This is a genomic window from Enterococcus sp. AAFC-DPL-5182 (genome assembly GCF_058216605.1).
The window spans coordinates 76223-93878 of the sequence record NZ_CM177101.1; the positions used below are offsets into that span (position 1 = coordinate 76223).

16 protein-coding genes are annotated in these 17656 nt (G+C 37.2%); 10 read left to right on the forward strand and 6 right to left on the reverse strand.

Annotated elements, in window-relative coordinates:
- The first annotated feature begins 125 nt into the window (after positions 1 to 125).
- Entirely contained in the window at positions 126 to 1136 is a 1011-nt protein-coding gene (locus AC4BB7_RS00360) for a choloylglycine hydrolase family protein (protein WP_490484010.1), read from the forward strand.
- Positions 1137 to 1185: 49 nt separating this feature from the next.
- On the opposite strand, the gene hisJ is transcribed toward AC4BB7_RS00360, so the two are convergent.
- Complete coding sequence (gene hisJ, locus AC4BB7_RS00365; protein WP_490484011.1) at positions 1186 to 2013, reverse strand: histidinol-phosphatase HisJ; 828 nt, start codon at positions 2011 to 2013, stop codon at positions 1186 to 1188.
- 551 nt (positions 2014 to 2564) lie between these two features.
- Between hisJ and AC4BB7_RS00370 the strand changes: the two genes are divergently transcribed.
- The 9 genes from AC4BB7_RS00370 to AC4BB7_RS00410 all read left to right on the forward strand — a co-directional run bounded on the left by AC4BB7_RS00370 (position 2565) and on the right by AC4BB7_RS00410 (position 11711).
- Entirely contained in the window at positions 2565 to 3674 is a 1110-nt protein-coding gene (locus AC4BB7_RS00370; protein WP_249921872.1) for a tyrosine-type recombinase/integrase, read from the forward strand.
- Between the two features lie 336 nt (positions 3675 to 4010).
- Positions 4011 to 6464, forward strand: coding sequence for a lectin-like domain-containing protein (locus AC4BB7_RS00375; RefSeq protein ID WP_490484012.1), 2454 nt, complete (start codon positions 4011 to 4013; stop codon positions 6462 to 6464).
- Positions 6465 to 6480: 16 nt separating this feature from the next.
- On the forward strand, positions 6481 to 6819 hold the full coding sequence (locus AC4BB7_RS00380; RefSeq protein WP_490484013.1) for an EF2685/EF0750 family sortase-dependent surface protein: 339 nt from the start codon (positions 6481 to 6483) through the stop codon (positions 6817 to 6819).
- 1 nt (position 6820) lies between these two features.
- A complete protein-coding gene (locus tag AC4BB7_RS00385; RefSeq protein WP_490484014.1) occupies positions 6821 to 7612 on the forward strand; it encodes a WxL domain-containing protein in 792 nt (263 codons plus the stop codon).
- A 28-nt stretch (positions 7613 to 7640) separates the two neighbouring features.
- Positions 7641 to 8414: a WxL domain-containing protein gene (locus AC4BB7_RS00390; RefSeq protein WP_490484015.1), complete on the forward strand. Its 774-nt coding sequence runs from the start codon at positions 7641 to 7643 to the stop codon at positions 8412 to 8414.
- A 91-nt stretch (positions 8415 to 8505) separates the two neighbouring features.
- Positions 8506 to 9573 carry a WxLIP family cell surface protein gene (locus tag AC4BB7_RS00395; RefSeq protein WP_490484016.1) on the forward strand — a complete coding sequence of 356 codons (1068 nt, stop codon included), beginning with the start codon at positions 8506 to 8508 and terminating at the stop codon, positions 9571 to 9573.
- A gap of 279 nt (positions 9574 to 9852) precedes the next feature.
- Positions 9853 to 10344 (forward strand): hypothetical protein, encoded by a 492-nt coding sequence (locus AC4BB7_RS00400; protein ID WP_490484017.1) that lies wholly within the window; start codon positions 9853 to 9855, stop codon positions 10342 to 10344.
- A 28-nt stretch (positions 10345 to 10372) separates the two neighbouring features.
- Positions 10373 to 10981, forward strand: a complete 609-nt coding sequence (gene lepB, locus AC4BB7_RS00405) for a signal peptidase I (protein WP_490484018.1) — start codon at positions 10373 to 10375, stop codon at positions 10979 to 10981.
- Between the two features lie 40 nt (positions 10982 to 11021).
- Positions 11022 to 11711 (forward strand): winged helix-turn-helix domain-containing protein, encoded by a 690-nt coding sequence (locus AC4BB7_RS00410; protein WP_170923033.1) that lies wholly within the window; start codon positions 11022 to 11024, stop codon positions 11709 to 11711.
- Between the two features lie 57 nt (positions 11712 to 11768).
- Here AC4BB7_RS00410 and AC4BB7_RS00415 read toward each other — a convergent pair whose 3' ends face one another.
- From AC4BB7_RS00415 to serC, 5 genes are all read right to left on the reverse strand, one after another.
- A complete protein-coding gene (locus AC4BB7_RS00415; RefSeq protein WP_490484019.1) occupies positions 11769 to 13016 on the reverse strand; it encodes a glutamate-5-semialdehyde dehydrogenase in 1248 nt (415 codons plus the stop codon).
- Between the two features lie 22 nt (positions 13017 to 13038).
- Positions 13039 to 13833, reverse strand: coding sequence for a glutamate 5-kinase (gene proB / locus AC4BB7_RS00420; RefSeq protein ID WP_010770345.1), 795 nt, complete (start codon positions 13831 to 13833; stop codon positions 13039 to 13041).
- A 236-nt stretch (positions 13834 to 14069) separates the two neighbouring features.
- Positions 14070 to 15314 (reverse strand): DUF1015 domain-containing protein, encoded by a 1245-nt coding sequence (locus AC4BB7_RS00425; RefSeq protein WP_490484020.1) that lies wholly within the window; start codon positions 15312 to 15314, stop codon positions 14070 to 14072.
- The gene (locus tag AC4BB7_RS00430) at positions 15314 to 16501 is read right to left on the reverse strand and encodes a phosphoglycerate dehydrogenase (RefSeq protein WP_086314898.1); all 1188 of its coding nucleotides are present in this window, start codon (positions 16499 to 16501) and stop codon (positions 15314 to 15316) included. The genes AC4BB7_RS00425 and AC4BB7_RS00430 overlap by 1 nt, the downstream gene beginning before the upstream one ends.
- A complete protein-coding gene (gene serC, locus AC4BB7_RS00435; RefSeq protein WP_490484021.1) occupies positions 16502 to 17593 on the reverse strand; it encodes a 3-phosphoserine/phosphohydroxythreonine transaminase in 1092 nt (363 codons plus the stop codon).
- Positions 17594 to 17656 lie beyond the last annotated feature (63 nt).

The following is a 17656-nucleotide window of genomic DNA, read 5'->3' on the forward strand; positions in this document are numbered from 1 at the left end:
AATTAAAGAAAATCGAAAGGTTTCTAAATGGATAAATTGGAAAAATAATTTAATTGGTTGTTTTTATAATAACGTGTGTATAATGAGTGGTATAAAATGATCATTATAGAAGGTGAGGGATCGATATGTGTACAGGTATTAGTTTGAAATCAATAGAAGGAAGTCATTATTTAGGAAGAACGCAGGAATACAATATTGATTTTGATTATGTTGGCGTACAAATACCTAAAAAATTTGAAATTACAGAAAGTATTGAGAAATGGCGGACGCTTTATTCAGTATTAGGGATGGGCATCAAGGAAAGCGAAGAAAAAGCTGCTCAAAGTGTGGTCGACGGCGTTAATGAATGGGGACTTGGAGGAATTACGCAATATTTTGCGGAGTTTAATCGATATTCAACTATTGAAGAAATCAAAAATGCTGGAAAATTACCGCTGATAGCAGAGCAATTTGTTTTTTGGGTATTAGCAAATTGTAAGGATACAAAGGAAGTAGAAGAAAAGATTTCCACAGTGGCGATTGCTGATCTTTCAATGAATGGCAAAGCTCCCGGGTTGCCACAGCACTTTATGTTTACAGATGCTGCTGGTCGTACGATTGTGGTTGAGCCTTCAATAAAGCTGGACTTTGCTGTATATGAAAATCCAATCGGTGTGATGACGAATAGTCCTAAATTTGATTGGCATATGACCAATTTGGAAAACTATACAGGATTATCTGATGCAAATACAAAAGATGTACTATTCCACGATCATAAAGTTTTGTCAGCAGGCAAAGGTTCTGGTATGCATGGTATTCCTGGAGATTACACAGCCACTTCGCGTTTTGTCCGAGCAGCCTATTTGTTGAAATTTAGTGATCCAGTTGTGGAAAAAGAAAGCATCAATAAAGCTTTTCACCTTTTATCCACATCTGATATCGTCAAAGGAGTCGTCAAACTGGAGGCGCCAAAAGAACAAGACCGTCAGTATACCCAATATACTTCTGTCTATGACTTAAGTAAAAAGCAACTGTACGTGAAGATGTATGATAATTTTACGATCCAAACCATTCACTTTGATGAAGTTGCTGGAAATGGTGATTGGATCAAGACCTATGAGTTAGTGAAAACACCGCAATATGAAGAATTGAATTAAAAAAATACTAAGATTCGTGAGCAATATCGCTGCGAATCTTAGTATTTTTTTAAAGCCATTGTTTAATTTTCTCATACCCTTGTCCAACCTCAGCTAATGCATGAGTATCGGATCCATAAATAAAAGGAATCCCTAATGCAGCAGCTTTTTCAGTTATCCACACCTGTGGATAACTCTGTTGATAACCCTGTTTATAAAATCCAGCAGTGTTTAAATCTAAGCTGTATTTTTCCTGTTGCACACGAGTTAAAAGGGTGTGGACAAGTTCTTGATTTTCAAAAGAGTAATCAGTAGATTCGTCAAAGGAACGTTCGAATTTTTGACACAAAGAAATATGACCTAAACGTGTAGGTTTAAAAGGACCAAGGTCTGCTTCTAAAGAAGCTAAAAGCTTTTGGTAGTAACGTTTTTGAGCTTTTTCAAAGCTACCTAAATAGTCAACAATGCCACTCTTATATTCCTCAAAAGAGTAGTCGATTCCACGTAATCCATCTTTCCCTTCAAGAAAGTGAACAGATAAAATTCCATCGTCTGTTTGTGGTCCGTATTCAGCTAAAAAATCACGAGTCCAACCTTCAAATGCTGAAAAATAATCCAATTCAAATCCAATGTGAATAATAATGTCAGAAGCATACTTTTTCCGCAATTCATTCATCCTTTTGAAATAGTTATCCACATCATTTAGCGCCATTGAAGCAGTTGTCCACACATTGGGATCTCCAGCTACCGTTTTTTCTATGCCTGTAGGTAAAGGTGCATGTTCTGTGATGCTATATTCTTTAAAGCCTAGGCTGATTGCACGCTGAATCAGTAATTCTGTATCCTCAACCTTTCCATGTGGACAAAATTCTGTGTGGGTATGACCATCACGTTTCATGAGGTTCCTCCTATCATTCGTATAGTTAATCTATAGGCTATCGTATAATGTGTTTTATGTCTATTATCTTTTACCCTAGTATTAGTATTTATTGAGACATTAAATCATAGCACCATAAATTTTAGGAGTAAATAATTTTTAAAATTAAAACTTTAATCATTATTTTTTTGTTATATAATCATTGTTATAGATTTATTTTAATTGTTTTTCTGAAAATAAAATCTCGAAAAAGTATAATTAATCTTCTTTTTATAGTGATATATCTATCGGGAGAAATCAGTATAAAGGAGTTTTTTATAGAAAAAAATAAACTATTTCTGCTTTTTAAATGAAACGAGAAATAGTTTTATTTGAGAAAAATATCTTTAATCATAAGTGTATTGTATTGGTTTATTTGAAATAAATCAATAGGTTATTGATAGAAAATAATGTTTTGTTTTTTCAATTTTTTGAGAGTTTATTAAAAAAAATGAAAATAAGGTGATTTATCAAGGGAAGATGGGTTATTTTTTACCGCCGTCAATCCCGCCGTCAAATTTGGGAGAAAGGATTTGATTATTTTGGCTAAGGGCGAAAATATTTATAAAAGAAAAGATGGACGTTGGGAAGGTCGTTATCCTAAAAGTCGTAAAGCAGATGGAACGATTCATTATGGTTATATCTATGCACGTTCCTATCGTTCTGTAAAAGAGCAACTAATTGAACGAAAAGCACAAACAGCGTTGTTTTATTTGAAATCAGCAAAAGAGTTTCAAGGTACTTTTGGTGATTGGGCTAACATTTGGTTGAACGATATCATGGCAATGAAATTGAAAGAGAGTACATATGCTAGTTATAGCAACAATCTTCAAATACATATTTTTCCATTTCTAGGCCAGCGGAGTTTGAAAAAAATCACAGCATCTGATATGGATCAAGTAGTTAAAGGACTCTCTAAATCACTATCAGCAAGTTCCATTCAGATTGTTTTTCGAATTGTTAAAAGCTGTTTTGAAGCAGCTAGAGAACGAGGATACATTTATTTGAATCCTTGTGAACGGACGATGTTGCCTAAAATCACCAAGCAAAAAATTCAAGCTTTGACACGTAACCAACAAAAAGCAGTAGAAATAGAAAGTTTAAAAACAGACAAAGGATTGCCTGTTTTATTAGCGTTGGAAACAGGAATGCGTATTGGAGAAATTTGTGCGTTGAAATGGGAAGACATCGATTTTGAGGAAGCAGTTTTACGTGTTCGTAGAACAAAACAGCGGATTGCTATGCCAAAAACATCAAATCAACGAACTAAAATCGTTGAAACTGCACCAAAGACGGCAAATGCTAATCGATTGATCCCTCTTTCTCTAAAAGTGAAAAATGCGTTATTGAAGTGTAAAGAGCGGGCAACTTCTGACTTTGTTGTGACAAGTGGCTCTCGTTCGATTGAGCCTAGAACAGTTAGTTATCGATTTGAGCAGATTAAAAAGAAGTTAGGATTATTCAATGTCCCTTTCCATGCGTTACGCCACACTTTTGCAACGCGCTGTGTGGAATTAGGGGTAAATATTGCAGCTATCAGCTCATTGTTGGGGCACTCATCAATAAAATTAACGTTAGATACGTATACAAATTCGTTTTTCGAAGAGCAGAGAGCGGCTATTGATAAGCTAGCTTGTTTATAAAAATAGGAAAAATTTCGTTTTTTCTTATTTTATAGTAGAGAAATCCATGCTTATTAAATAACGAGTGTTATTTTAATGTTCAAAACCAATGACTAAAATACGATGGACCTAGAGAAAAGTTTATTTTTTACCGCCGTCAAATTCATCGTCAAGTAGAGATAAGAATCCTTAAAAATAGAGAGAAATCCGTCTTATTTCTCGTTTCATTTAAAAAGAAGAATCTTTTGTTCATTAAATCAAAGACCCCCAATGAAGTCAATTATTCTGATTAAGGCAGGTTTATTTGTCATGCTTAAAACGAAAAGCACCTCAGTTGAAAGGAGGTGAAAATAGAAGATGTTAAACAAAGTAAAAAAAATTATTTTTACAGCGATAGTTTTTACTCTAGTGTGCATTCCTTTAAAAGCCGAGGCATTAGGTTATGTTGATGCCCCTCAAAGTGTTCCCTTGGACCAGATTTTTGTGACACCCAAAGGAGCGAACAGCTATGTTGAAGGAAATAATGTCGTAATCACGGATAAAAAAGTGAGTCAAATTGGGAGTATTTTTTCTACAGAGCAAAATAAAATGGATCTATCAAAAGACTTTTACTCTGAAATGTATATATACATTGATGGCGATGCGGACGGTATTGCTTATGTGATGCATAATGATCCTGATAAAATTGCTAATTTTTCTGGATTAGTCGGATCTGGATTGTCGATTTATGGTGATAAAGTTGTTTATGGTTCACCTAACAAAGTCGGAGGCAAGCAATTAAAAAATAGTTTTGCGATCGAATTTGATACGTATTTCAACGGTGATAGTTATGACTCTGGCTTAAATAAAAACACAGATAAAGGGCATATTGCTTATTCTTTTCCAGACAAACTTTCTTCTTATAAATACACAAGTCCGTCTACTTCAATTACTGGAATTAATCACTCAGGCCTGCAATATCCGACATTTAAGCTTGGAGACGGGCAGTGGCGTTTGTTAAAGATTCAATGGACTGCTTGGAATGCAAGTAATGTTGGGAATTTAACGTATACATTTGGTGATTTAGCTTCAGTTTCAGTACCTATTTCCAGAGATACGTTTGGCACAGATAGCGTTTATTGGGGATTTACTGGTTCAACGGGTGCTTTGTCTGAAAAAGCTGTGGTTGCATTTAAATCAGTACCTGGATTGGTAAATTACACCGAAAATGTTGAGTTTATGAATACTGAAGGACAAAAAATTCAAAGTATCACACAAAATTCTGAGGTGACCGTTCATTATTCAGGGCTATATACAGGCGGTAAACAAAACATGATTCAACCAACATTCAAGTTTGCTTTGTCGCCAAATCAAGTATACCAACAAGGCACACTTCTTTTAAATGGTGTTCCTGCAACTCCGACGTATATCAATAATGAGCTAGCAATTCCGTTATCCAAAGATTTATCAGCAACGAATCCGTTCGTCGATATTCAGTTTAAAGTGAAAGATACTAAAGTGACCAATGATACAAAGTTGACGCTAACGGCACAAGCGGTTGCTAAAAATATTATCTCAGGGAAAGATGCTTCATATGATATAACGTACGATTTTGAGGCTCCAATTGGATTCGGTAAATTAACGTTTATTGATGCAGGAGATTCCAAAGCAATATCAGACGCTTCTGACTATAGTACTTTTCTATTGCACTATGAAGATGATTTTTCACCCAAAGATAAAATAAAAATCACGTTAAAAGCGGGACAGGATATTGAAAGTGTTGTTAAGACAGTTGGCCCTAGCAGTTTTCAAGTTACTCTTACTGATGAAAAAGGCAATGCGCGTGATGTGAAGATCCCGATTTTTGTTCAAAATCAAGAAGTAGCCAAAAGTAGTCAATACATTATATTTGGTAAGGACTTCGACGTTGCTGCAAAAGACTATCCTAAAACAGAGGAAGACCTGCTGGGACTAATTCGGGAAAAAGCAGAGTTAAAACTATGGCAGTATAACGAACTATCCGCTGATTTAATCGATAAAAGTCAATTGAACTTGTCGATAGGGACGTTACCGAAACCACCTGAACTTGCAGGTGCAGGGATTTATGAAGTAACTGCCTCTTATGGTAGCGGGAGTACCAAAGTAGATAAAAAGATTAAGGTTACGATTATCCAAAGCTTTGCTACGGTAAAAATCGCCTTTGTGGATGAAAATAACCAACCGATCGTGGATGATTTATCCTTTGAAGCAACGATTTCGGAGCGGATCGATCTAAGTCAAAATGCTCAAGTCATCGAAAAACTTAAAGCAGTCAAAGCATTGAACTATGTATTAGACACGCCACCATTAGATGAAAAAGATCTCTTGATCGTTCCAGAAGGCGTGACTCGTAAATATACATTTAAAGGAACCTTGTTTATTGAATCCGCACCGAATGCGATTGATTTCGGTGACCAAAAAGTGAGTGGGAAAAATAAAAAATTCAACGACCCAAATTATGATCAACATTTAGTTATTTGGGACAATCGCTCAACATTGGGCACATGGAAAATCACGTTGAAACAGTCACAAGATTTTAGTATTCCAGGGGACCCGTCACATCGACTACCAAACGCCCTAAGCTACCAGACAACGACGGGGGAGAAAGTAATTTCTACCGATGCTCAAGAAGTCTTTCGTTCAAAACACCAGACCACTGGAAAATATGATATTAGTGAAGAAACTTGGGGACCTGAAAAACAAGGACTACGTTTGAATGTTCCAGTCGGTTCTGTTAAACAAGTAGGAAAATATGAAACGACACTGACTTGGCAAATAGAAGAAGCCTATTAATGGAGGGAAGACTGTCATGAAAAAGCATCGAATTATTCGTTTTATTCTAACTCCTTTGATTTTTCTAGCCGTGTCTTTCGGTACAATCAACGAGGGCTGGGCAGCTGAAGAAGGTGGGCAGGTACAAACAAATGCTGGGATTGTTTTTCAAAAAACGGATCCTTCAACACCGCAGACAAGTGATTCCACGCATAATGAACCATCAAACAAAGAGAAAAAAGCGACGGGGCGATTGCCAAATACAGGAGATTTAATAAAAATCAGTTTACTTTTCACGGGAGTTACGCTAAGTCTACTAGCACTGTTTCTTTTCTTTTGGAAGAAGAGAAGAACACTGAAAGGGGAGCGTGATTGAGATGAAGAGAAAACGATTCAGCGGCTTTCTACTGTTACTGGCTCTATTTGCAAGTCCAGTATCTGTCAAAGCAGATGCAACGGATTATTCAGGTGAGGGAACGATTGAATTTAATGGAAAACATCCATTACAAGTGATGGACCCTGAACATCCAGAAAAGCCAGCTGATCCTGGAGAAAGCCCTAATACAGATCGTCTATTACGATTTGATTTTGTTCCTCAAATCAATTTTTGGGAAGCAGCGATTTCTGATCAAGATCAAACGTATTATGGAAATGCACAGTTATTTAAAGACGACACGGGAGCGAGAGGGAATTTTATTCAAGTATCTGATTTTAGAAACGACAGTCCAGGCTGGACATTACAGCTAAAGCAAGAGACTCAGTTTCAAAATCACTCGGCGAAAAGCAAAGAGTTAAAGGGAGCTGTTTTGTCGTTTGACCAATCATGGGCAAATTCAATGAATGATCCTAAAACAGCTCCAACAGTTTCTAAAGAAGTCATTCGACTGTTGAATATAGGAGAAGTCTATAACTTAGCTGAAGCCAAACCAAATATGGGTGAGGGAACATGGTCGATCATCTTTGGCGCATCTGTGAACAATGATAAAAAACGAGCAGATACACTAAAGCCAAAATTGGATGAAAAAAACAATCCAATCACAGATCCAACGTTCAATAATCAACCAATCTATGAAAACCAAGCGATTTCTTTATTTGTACCTGGTAAAGCAGCAAAAGAACCAGGCAACTACCAAACGGTGTTAACTTGGATTTTATCCGAGCTACCATAAATCAACCAAATTCTAGGAGGAAACACACATGAAATTAACACACAAATTATGCGCAGCAACACTATTAGCAGTATTAGGAGCAGCAGTTGCATTACCAAATGCTGTACAGGCAACAGAAGATCCATTAAATTGGAGCGGAAAAGGAACAATCAACTTTAGTGAAGATGACGGAGAAGACAAGCCAGTTGATCCAACAGACCCAACAAAACCGGTCGATCCTGAAAATCCAATCACAGAACCACCAGTCAATCCAGCTAAAGGACCGTTAAAAGTTATTGCGCTTACTGATTTGAATTTTGGCGACAATAAAGTAACACCAGCTTCTGGTAATGGGTGGGAATATACAGCGAAAGCTGCTGAAGTTGTCTATAAAGATGGTACAAAAGTAATTAGTCCAAACTTTGTACAATTCAAAGATACACGTGCAGATAACCAACCAAACAAACATACATTAACAGCAAAAGCGACAAAATTTACCAATACAGAAAAACAAGAATTAAAATCAGCGCAATTAAAATTTGGTAATGTGAAACTGATCAATGCAGCAGATCAAAATCAAGTGAACGCGGCTGGCGTTCCTGCAACGCAAGTTGTTGAAACAGATGGCACAACACCAACAACTTTTGTAACACAAGATGCAGCAGACAAAGGATTCGGTCAATTTATCCTACAATTTGGAGATAAGGCTGATAGTACTGAAGCGGATTCTGTAAAATTATGGGTTCCTTCAGCAGGCAATAAATTGTCAACAAGCAGCGGCTATTCTTCAACAATTACTTGGACGATCGCTGACGCAAGATAATCTAAGCAAGACATAAAAATAAAATCAAGAATGAGAACAAGTCCGTCATTAGTGGCGTTCTTGTTCTCATATAAAAGAAAGGCAGTATGGCATGAAAAAAATTTTCTTAACGTGGCTAGCAATTATTCTATACATAGGGATGAACAGTATCTTTCTATCCACAACAGGATTAGCTGCAGAAGATGACGGCAGTGGTTTCACGTACAAAGTCATTCAGCCTGAAAATCAACATAATAAAGAAGTCGGCTATTTTGACTTACGAATGACACCAGGTCAGGAGCAAACGGTCACGATCAAAATGAATAATAGCTCCTCCGAAGAAATCACCGTAGAAGTTGCACTAAATAGCGCTAAAACCAATACAAATGGTGTCATAGAATACGGCCCTTCAAAGCTAGAAAAAGATAAATCATTAAAATATGATTTTGCCAATCTAGTAAAGGGCGAAAAAACAGTTAAAATTCCAGCAAACCAAAGTATTGATTATCAAATAAACATAAAAATGCCAGATTCCCAATACGATGGGGTTATTTCTGGCGGAATTTATATGATTCAAAAAGGGCAAACTGAAAGCCAAGAAGCCATGATCAAAAATGAATATGGCTATTTAGTCGGCATGATTTTAACGGAAACTGATACGGCAATAAAACCAGAACTTAAACTTAATACAGTATTCGCTGAACAGCAGAATTATCGAAATGCAGTTTTTATCAATTATTCAAATACAAAACCTGTCTACATCGATGATATGACAGTCGATGTTCAAATCATGAAAAAGGGTTCAGACGAAGTTTTATATGATACCAAGCAAAATAAAATGAGAATGGCTCCTAACTCACAAATCAATTTTCCGATTTTGATGAATGGCGAAAAAATGGTTGCAGGCGATTATCGTGCGCATATTTTAGTCACGACTGAAAACAATGGAAAGTGGGACTGGGAACAAGAATTTAAAATCACCGATGAAGAAGCCGATAAATTTAACCAAGAAGATGTCAGTCTGCTGCAAGAGAGTCGTATAAATTGGGTTACAATCATTTTTATTGTGTTAGGTGTATTAGGAATCACGGTCATTATATTTTTTGCAGTTCGCTTTTTTAGAAAAAAGAACAAGAAAAAAGCTAGAAAGAAAAAGAAGTCAAGTATTAAAAAAAGATAATGTAGTACTACAACGTTCAATCAACGACGTTGTTTAGTGATCCAAAAAAAAGGCAGAACTAAAGCAGATCATTGCTAAGACTGTCGATCTCTGGGGGATAGAAAAATGTCGATACTAGATTGGCTATTCATTGGGATACTTTCAACGGCTATCCTCTGTATTATTTTCGCAAGTGTTTTTTTAATTTCTTCATTTTTAACAAAAAAAGAGAGACTAAAATTAAAACAACTTCGACCAAAAAATAAAAAAAAGCGCAGGATTCTTAAAAAGAAATCACGTATGTTGATAAAAAAAGGCAAGAAGCAAATTCGCTTAGGCATGATGTTCTTACTTTTAGGAGTTGCTTTAGCAGGCGGAGCTGTGTTTTCTCGTTATCACCAAGCGACAAATTTAGGGGAGCGTGACTCGGACGGAATTGTGGAAGGGTATTATTTATTAAATAAAACATCAGAACAATTAGCATCAACGCAAGAAACATCAAATATTGAGAAGGCGAGAAAGAATGTCCGAGAATTGGCTGCAAAATTATCTGGATTTGGGATTCGATATGCGGATCCGAGGTTGACAGTAGAAGGGCAGCAATTGTTAAATCGTTATTATTCACAAATGAAAGAGCTAGGTCTAAATTTGAATAACCAGTCGGTGGAAAGTCTTCAGGAAAAAACAACGTATGAAAATTACCTAGCAGATATAAAAAAAATACAAACAAGCCAGAAAAAAGTTTTTACGTATTTTAACGTGAATGAGACAGCTTTAAAGCAAAAGAAATAAAGGGTTTAGGGAATGGCTGTGAAGCTGTATGAGTAGTAAAAGAATAGCGAAAAATAGGAAAAAGAAAAGGAAGAAAAATAGAAAAAAACAGCATCTTCAAGAATTAAGTAAAGAGCTAGGACTAACTTTTTTGATTCTGTTATTACTCATGCTTTTTCTTTCTAAAGTTATTTTTACGCTACCTAAAAATGAAGGATATGGTATGCGGGATGCGCTAAATGATGGAGACCGTGTGTATGTTGATCGGATTGGAAAACCTAAGCGTTTTTCATTGATTTATTTTGACCAGCCAGACGGAAATGGCACTTCGATTCGTCGGATCGTTGGTTTGCCTGGAGAACGGATAAGATATCACAATGATGAACTTTATATTGATGATCGATTGGTAATTGAGCGTTTTTTGCAGAAAAAGTTAGTGCAAGCCCAATTAGCTAACGAAGTCATTACTGAGGACTTTGATTCGATAGATATTATAGGAACAACTAATGGTATTATTCCAAAGGGAAAGTATCTTGTGCTCGGCGATAATCGTCATTATGCCACGGATAGCCGTTACTATGGACTGGTCGATGAACGAGCGATGATCGGTAATGTAAAATTACGCTGGTGGCCATTTTATCAAATGAACACCTATTGATATGGCTATGAATCACAAAAATTCTATTGGAGGGATCGACATGTATCGTATTGGTGTAGTAAATTTTGCAGGTGGAACATCGGACTGGGAACAGTTACAAACGATTATTCCAGATAACTGGGAATTGTTTCAGATAGATAATGAGAAAAAGACCTTCTGTGACTTAATTGTTTTTTTAGAAAATAGCTTGGAGCAAGTTGGAGAAATATGTGGTCAGTTGATACAAATGAAAAATGAAACGGATTCGCTGATTTGGGTTTGGTCTACTTTTCAAATTGAGATGAATCGAATGGTTTATTTAAAACTTGGGGCAGACGGGGTAAAGACCGAAAACTTAAAGTTAGAAGAGTGGCTACTGATTATAGATAACGCATTAAAGCGTAAACAAACAATGAAAAAATCAAAACCTGAACAGACAATTCAAGAAAATAATTGTGATGGATTTGTGTTGAACCATCGAAATAGAAGTGTCATTATAAATGAAAATGAAGAAGTCCAATTGACGAATCTTGAATATAAAGCGATGGATTTATTGTTTAAAAATGCAGGTAAGACAGTCACTTATGAAGAAATGTATCAAGTGATTTGGGATGGAGAAGAAAGTAAGGATCGTAAATTTTACCGCATCAGTAATTTGATTTTCCATATTCGACAAAAATTTGTACAAGAGGTGGGGTCATCAGATACGATTCGAACAGTACGGTCAAAAGGGTATGTACTGCATGTTTGAAGAAATAGAAATCATAAAAAAGCGTAAATCTTAGTATTTAAGATTTACGCTTTTTAGTTATTTCCGATACTGGCCATCTCCATAAACAATATATTTCGTAGAAGTCAGTTCAGCTAAGCCCATTGGACCGCGTGCATGTAATTTTTGTGTACTGATCCCGATTTCAGCTCCAAAGCCAAAAACAAAACCATCCGTAAAACGTGTCGAAGCATTAGCGTAAACCGCGGCTGCGTCAACTTGCTGTAAAAATTGTTGCGTAGCAAAATAATTATCACTAATGATACTTTCAGAATGTTTGGTGTTATAGCGATTGATATGCTGGATGGCTTCTTCTAAAGAATCAACCACTTTAACAGCTAAAATATAGTCGTTAAACTCAGTTTCCCAGTCTTCTTCAGTGGCTGGAATTGACTGCTCAAAAAGCGCTAGTGCTCGTTTATCCGCTCGTAATTCCACATTATATTCATTCAGGGCTTTTTCGATAATCGGTAGGAAATCTGCTGCTACTTCTTGATGGATCAATAATGTTTCTGCTGAGTTACAAACAGAAGGACGTTGGCATTTAGCATTGACGATGATATTTGTTGCCATCTCTAATTGAGCGTCTTTATCGATATACACATGACAATTACCAGTTCCTGTTTCGATCACTGGAACAGTTGCAGTTGTTAAGACTGCTTTGATCAAATTAGCGCCACCACGAGGAATCAAAACGTCTAGATAATCATTTAATTTCATCAATTTTTGCGCTGTTTCCCGAGAAGTGTCATCGACAAACTGAATTGCCAAAGGAGAAGCCCCTTTTTGTTTCAATGCTTGTTGTAAAACGGATACAAGGATTTGATTTGAATGGAAAGCTTCTTTACCGCCACGTAAAATCACAGCATTACCTGTTTTAAAACAAAGACTTGCTGCATCTGTCGTCACATTTGGACGGGATTCATAGATGATGCCGATCACGCCTAAGGGCACACGTTGTTTGCCGATCATCAAGCCATCTTCATTTTTCCACATTTTATCGACTTCTCCGATTGGATCAGGGAGAGTGGCCACTTGGCGAATACCGTCCGCCATTTCTTTAATTCGTTCATCTGTTAAACGCAAACGATCCAACATCGCATCTGTAATCCCATTTTCCTTGGCTGCATCTAAATCTTTTTGATTTTCTAGTAATATTTTAGCAGTGCTTTTTTCCAGTTCATCCGCCATGTGCAGTAATAAATCGTTTTTTGTTTTTGTGTCCATCAAGCCTAGTTGATAAGCTGTTTCTTTTGCTTGTTTGCCTAGTTGTATTAAATCAGTCATGAAACGTTCCTCCTTTTTTGAGTTAAATAAATAACGTACCAATCATTTCACCATTTAAAATATCAAATATGATCTTTGGTTGTTGTCCGTTTGCTAAAATCATGGCGCCATCATGCTCTAATACACGTTCTGCTGCTTTTAATTTACTGTACATGCCACCAGTTCCAAAGCGACTGCCTTTGCCACCAGCTAATTGTAAAAGCTCGTCATTGATTTCATTGATTTCGGAGAACAGAGTTGCGTCTTTATTAGTATTTGGATTATCAGAAAAGAAACCATCGATATCAGATAACATAATCAAAGCATCTGCTTGGATCAGTTGGGCTACGATTGCCGATAATTGGTCATTGTCGCCGAATTTTGTCAGATGATCCAATTCGTCGATTGCCACAGTATCATTTTCATTGATGACGGGAATAATGCCCATTTGTAGCAATTGTTCAATTGTATTCGTTACGTTTTGGCGGCTTTCAGGATATTCGATCACGTCTCTAGTCAATAATAATTGGGCGATTTGCTGGCTGTAAGTCAAAAAGCGTTGGTTGTAAATGTTCATCAATTCCGCTTGTCCCACTGCTGCCACTGCCTGCTGTTCTGGAATGGTCGGGGGTCGTTTGTCCATGTTTAACTTATTTAAGCCAACACCGATCGCACCAGATGACACTAAGATGATCTCTTTGTCTTGGTTACGCAAATCGGATAAGGTAAACGCCAATTGATCGATGGCGCTTAAATTGATATTGCCGTTGGGATAGATCAAGGTACTGGTCCCAACTTTGATGACGATTCGTTTTGCTTCTTTTAATTGTTTTCGCATGGTTGACCTCACTTATTAGAGGCTTAGATAGAAGCGTTTAGCTCTGAGAATGCGCAACATCAACGCGTCCTTTGTTGTGTTTTTTAGCTTATTTCCGAAAGAGCTGCTTCTAGATAGCCGTTTTCGATTATTTTAGATAAGGCTATTATCTAGCCTTTTCCGTTTATTTGCAAGAAAGCTTGGACAAAAATTTGGCTTTTGTCCAAGCTTAGATTTTATTCTTCTATTTTACAGCTTTATAGGTCTTTTGTCTCTAAATCATGAACAAATAATCCACTCAATAATTTAGGTTCAAACCAAGTTGATTTTGGCGGCATGATTTTACCTGCATCCGCAACATTTAATAAATCATCCATGGTTGTTGGGTAAACAGCGAAAGCGACTGACCACTGACCGCTATCCACTAGTTGTTCTAATTCCTGCATGCCGCGAATGCCGCCGACAAAATCGATTCGTTTATCTGTGCGGACATCTTGAATATCGAAAATCGCTGCAAATACATGATTTTGGAGTAAAGAAACATCTAAGCCATCAACCGGATCATCAGATAAAATCGTGTCTTTAGCCGTTAAAGCAAACCACTGCCCGTCTAAATACATGCCAAACGTTTTTGCTTGGGTAGGTTTTCCAGTGTCTGTCTTGGTGATTGTAAAATTCGTTTCCAAATGCTTAAAGAAATCTGCTTCGATCGATACGTTCAAGACACGGTTATAATCTAAAATTTCTAATTCTTCTTTCGGAAAAATGACAGATAAGAAATAGTTAAATTCCGCTGTATCAGTTGCATTAGGTTGAGCCTCTTTTTTCTTTTGTCCAACTTTTACTGCAGATTCTGTCCGATGATGGCCATCAGCGATGTATAAAGCGGGCACATCTTGAGCAAAAGTTGTCACGAGTTGTTCGATCACTTCTGGTTTATCTATAAGCCAAACACGGTGTGTGACTTCATGGAAACTAGTGAAATCATAGACTGGATCATGTGATTTTTTCCATTCATCTGTCAGCGTTTGGATCTGTTTATTTTTACGATAGGTCAAGAAAATCGGGCTAGTATTCGCATCGCATGCTTCAATATGGCGAATGCGATCGACTTCTTTTTCTGGACGGGTAAATTCATGTTTTTTGATTTTACCTTCCGTGTAATCAGTGATTGAAGTACACGTGACAAGACCTGTTTGCGCGCGTCCATTCATTGTTAATTCGTAAAGATATAAGAGTGGCTGTTCATCTTGAACCAACCATTGTTTTTGTAAAAAAGCTTGTAAATTACTAGCAGCTTTTGCATAAACTTGATCATCATAAGGCGAAAGGGTTTCAGGTAAATCGATTTCGGCTTTATCGATGTGAAGGTAAGAATAAGGATTATTTTCACCAAGTTCACGCGCTTCTGCAGAATTTAAAACATCATAAGGTAATGTCGCGATTTTGTCACTAAACTCAGATGCTGGTCGAATGCTTTTAAATGGGTGGATCATAACCATCAATAACTCACCGCCTCAGTATTTTTGATCGTCCGTACTCGGATGATGTTTTCTGCGGCTTGAATTTTCTCAGCAGCAGCATTGATTTTGGCTTCATCTGTTTCAGAAATATCAACGATCGTATAGGCATAATCATCACGACTGCGGTTGATCATTGTATCGATATTGATCTCTAAATTGGCAATGCCAGTTGAAATTTGTCCTAACATATTGGGAACATTTCTGTGGATGATCGTGAAACGGAATGGCGAATTGAAGGCCATTTCCACAGTTGGAAAATTAACAGAACGTTTGATATTCCCAGTTTCTAGGAATTTTTTCAGAGTACGAGCTGCCATTTTGGCACAATTGATTTCCGCTTCCTCAGTTGATGCGCCTAAGTGAGGAAGAACTAAGACTTTTTCATTGTGCAAAAGACGTTCATCGGCAAAGTCAGTAACAAAATTGCTGATTTCTTCTTGGGCCAAGGCTTCGATTACAGCGTCTGTTTCGACTAGTTCACCACGAGCAAAGTTAAGCAAAACGGCATTTTTTTTCATTTGCGCTAATTGTTCTTTGCCAATCAAATGATGAGTATTTTCAGACAAAGGAACATGAACAGTTATGAAGTCACAGGTTTTCAAAACTTCTTCCATACTTTGTGCTCGTTTGACACGACGTGAGATACTCCAAGCAGTATCAACGGAAACAAAAGGATCAAAACCTGTCACTTCCATTCCTAAACGATAGGCATCATTGGCAACCATCGCACCGATTGCACCTAAACCGATCACACCCAATTTTTTACCTTCTAATTCTGTGCCGGCAAACTGTTTTTTCTGTGCTTCAGCTTGTTCTTCAGCGTCAGGACCTGTTAATGTTTGAACCCAGTTAGAGCCTTTTAAGATTGGGCGGACAGATAAAAGTAAGCAAGCGATTACTAGCTCTTTTACAGCATTCGCATTGGCACCTGGTGTATTAAACACAACGATGCCGTCTTCTGTGCATTGTTTGACTGGAACATTATTCGTCCCCGCACCTGCACGAGCAACAGCTAAAACAGAAGCAGGAAAATCATACTCATGGAGTTTTTCACTACGTAAGATGATACCGTCAGGTGTTTCCGTTTTGTTGATCGTAAAATTTTCTTCATTGAAGCGTGCTAAACCAACTGGGGCGATAGCATTGAATGTTTTAATATCGTACATCTATTTTGTTCCTCCATTTTCTGCTTCGAATTTTTTCATCAAGTCAACTAAAGCGAGAACGCCAGCTTTTGGAAAGGCATTGTATAAACTTGCACGCATACCGCCTACAGAACGGTGACCTTTTAAGTTTTGGAATCCTGCTGCTAAGGCTTCTTGATTGAATTTTTTATCTAGATCATCACTGCCAGTAATAAAAGGAATATTGTTGATCGAGCGGTCTTTTGAATTTACTGGTGAAGAAAATAGAGTAGATGAATCAATTTCATCATACAAAATCGCTGCTTTTTCTTTGTTTTGTTTTTCCATTTGAGAGACACCGCCTTGTTCTTTGATCCATTCAAAGACAAGCTTTGCCATGTAAATGCTGTATGTCGGCGGTGTATTGTACATTGAGCCGTTTTTCGCATGGATATCGTAATCTAACATGGCACTGAGAACATCGGCTTGACCGATCAAGTCATCACGAACGATAACGACAGTAAGTCCTGCTGGGCCAATATTTTTTTGTGCTCCCGCGTAAATTAAGCCAAAATCAGCCACATTATAATCAATCGATAAAATATTAGAAGACATATCTGCGACAAGCGGCACCTCACCTGTGTCTGGGAGATTATAAATTGTCGTACCTTCAATGGTGTTGTTCGTCGTAATATGGACATAGGCTGCATCTTGCGGGATGTCTTCTTTACTGATTTCAGGAATATACGTGAAATTTTTATCTTCACTTGAAGCAATCACTTGAACGTCAACATTCTTGATTTTTTTCGCTTCACTAATGGCTTTTTTGGCCCAAGAACCAGTGTTGACATATAAGGCTTTTTTATTTTGTGCTAAATTCAACGGAACCATCGTAAATTGCATACTAGCGCCGCCTTGTAAAAAGAGCACTTTATAGTTATCAGGAATTTTCATCAATTCTCTGAGTAAAGTTTCGGCATTTTCAATGATCGTTTCAAAAAGGGAGGAACGATGACTCAACTCCATCACGGACATGCCGCTGTTCTCGTAATTCACCAATTCGGATTGTGCTTTTTCCAATACACTTTTAGGTAAAACGGCGGGACCAGCTGAAAAATTGTAAACAGTTTTCATACATCTATCTCTCCTTTGATATGATCATTCATCTACTACTGTATAGTAAATGTGAAAACCATT

What these genes read in the sequence shown, in the direction of transcription:
- AC4BB7_RS00360 (WP_490484010.1), top strand. Translation starts at nt 126, where the DNA reads ATGTGTACAGGTATTAGTTTGAAATCAATAGAAGGAAGTCATTATTTA.
- hisJ (WP_490484011.1), bottom strand. Translation starts at nt 2,013, where the DNA reads ATGAAACGTGATGGTCATACCCACACAGAATTTTGTCCACATGGAAAG.
- AC4BB7_RS00375 (WP_490484012.1), top strand. Translation starts at nt 4,011, where the DNA reads ATGTTAAACAAAGTAAAAAAAATTATTTTTACAGCGATAGTTTTTACT.
- AC4BB7_RS00380 (WP_490484013.1), top strand. Translation starts at nt 6,481, where the DNA reads ATGAAAAAGCATCGAATTATTCGTTTTATTCTAACTCCTTTGATTTTT.
- AC4BB7_RS00385 (WP_490484014.1), top strand. Translation starts at nt 6,821, where the DNA reads ATGAAGAGAAAACGATTCAGCGGCTTTCTACTGTTACTGGCTCTATTT.
- AC4BB7_RS00390 (WP_490484015.1), top strand. Translation starts at nt 7,641, where the DNA reads ATGAAATTAACACACAAATTATGCGCAGCAACACTATTAGCAGTATTA.
- AC4BB7_RS00395 (WP_490484016.1), top strand. Translation starts at nt 8,506, where the DNA reads ATGAAAAAAATTTTCTTAACGTGGCTAGCAATTATTCTATACATAGGG.
- AC4BB7_RS00400 (WP_490484017.1), top strand. Translation starts at nt 9,853, where the DNA reads ATGTTGATAAAAAAAGGCAAGAAGCAAATTCGCTTAGGCATGATGTTC.
- lepB (WP_490484018.1), top strand. Translation starts at nt 10,373, where the DNA reads ATGAGTAGTAAAAGAATAGCGAAAAATAGGAAAAAGAAAAGGAAGAAA.
- AC4BB7_RS00410 (WP_170923033.1), top strand. Translation starts at nt 11,022, where the DNA reads ATGTATCGTATTGGTGTAGTAAATTTTGCAGGTGGAACATCGGACTGG.
- AC4BB7_RS00415 (WP_490484019.1), bottom strand. Translation starts at nt 13,016, where the DNA reads ATGACTGATTTAATACAACTAGGCAAACAAGCAAAAGAAACAGCTTAT.
- proB (WP_010770345.1), bottom strand. Translation starts at nt 13,833, where the DNA reads ATGCGAAAACAATTAAAAGAAGCAAAACGAATCGTCATCAAAGTTGGG.
- AC4BB7_RS00425 (WP_490484020.1), bottom strand. Translation starts at nt 15,314, where the DNA reads ATGGTTATGATCCACCCATTTAAAAGCATTCGACCAGCATCTGAGTTT.
- AC4BB7_RS00430 (WP_086314898.1), bottom strand. Translation starts at nt 16,501, where the DNA reads ATGTACGATATTAAAACATTCAATGCTATCGCCCCAGTTGGTTTAGCA.
- serC (WP_490484021.1), bottom strand. Translation starts at nt 17,593, where the DNA reads ATGAAAACTGTTTACAATTTTTCAGCTGGTCCCGCCGTTTTACCTAAA.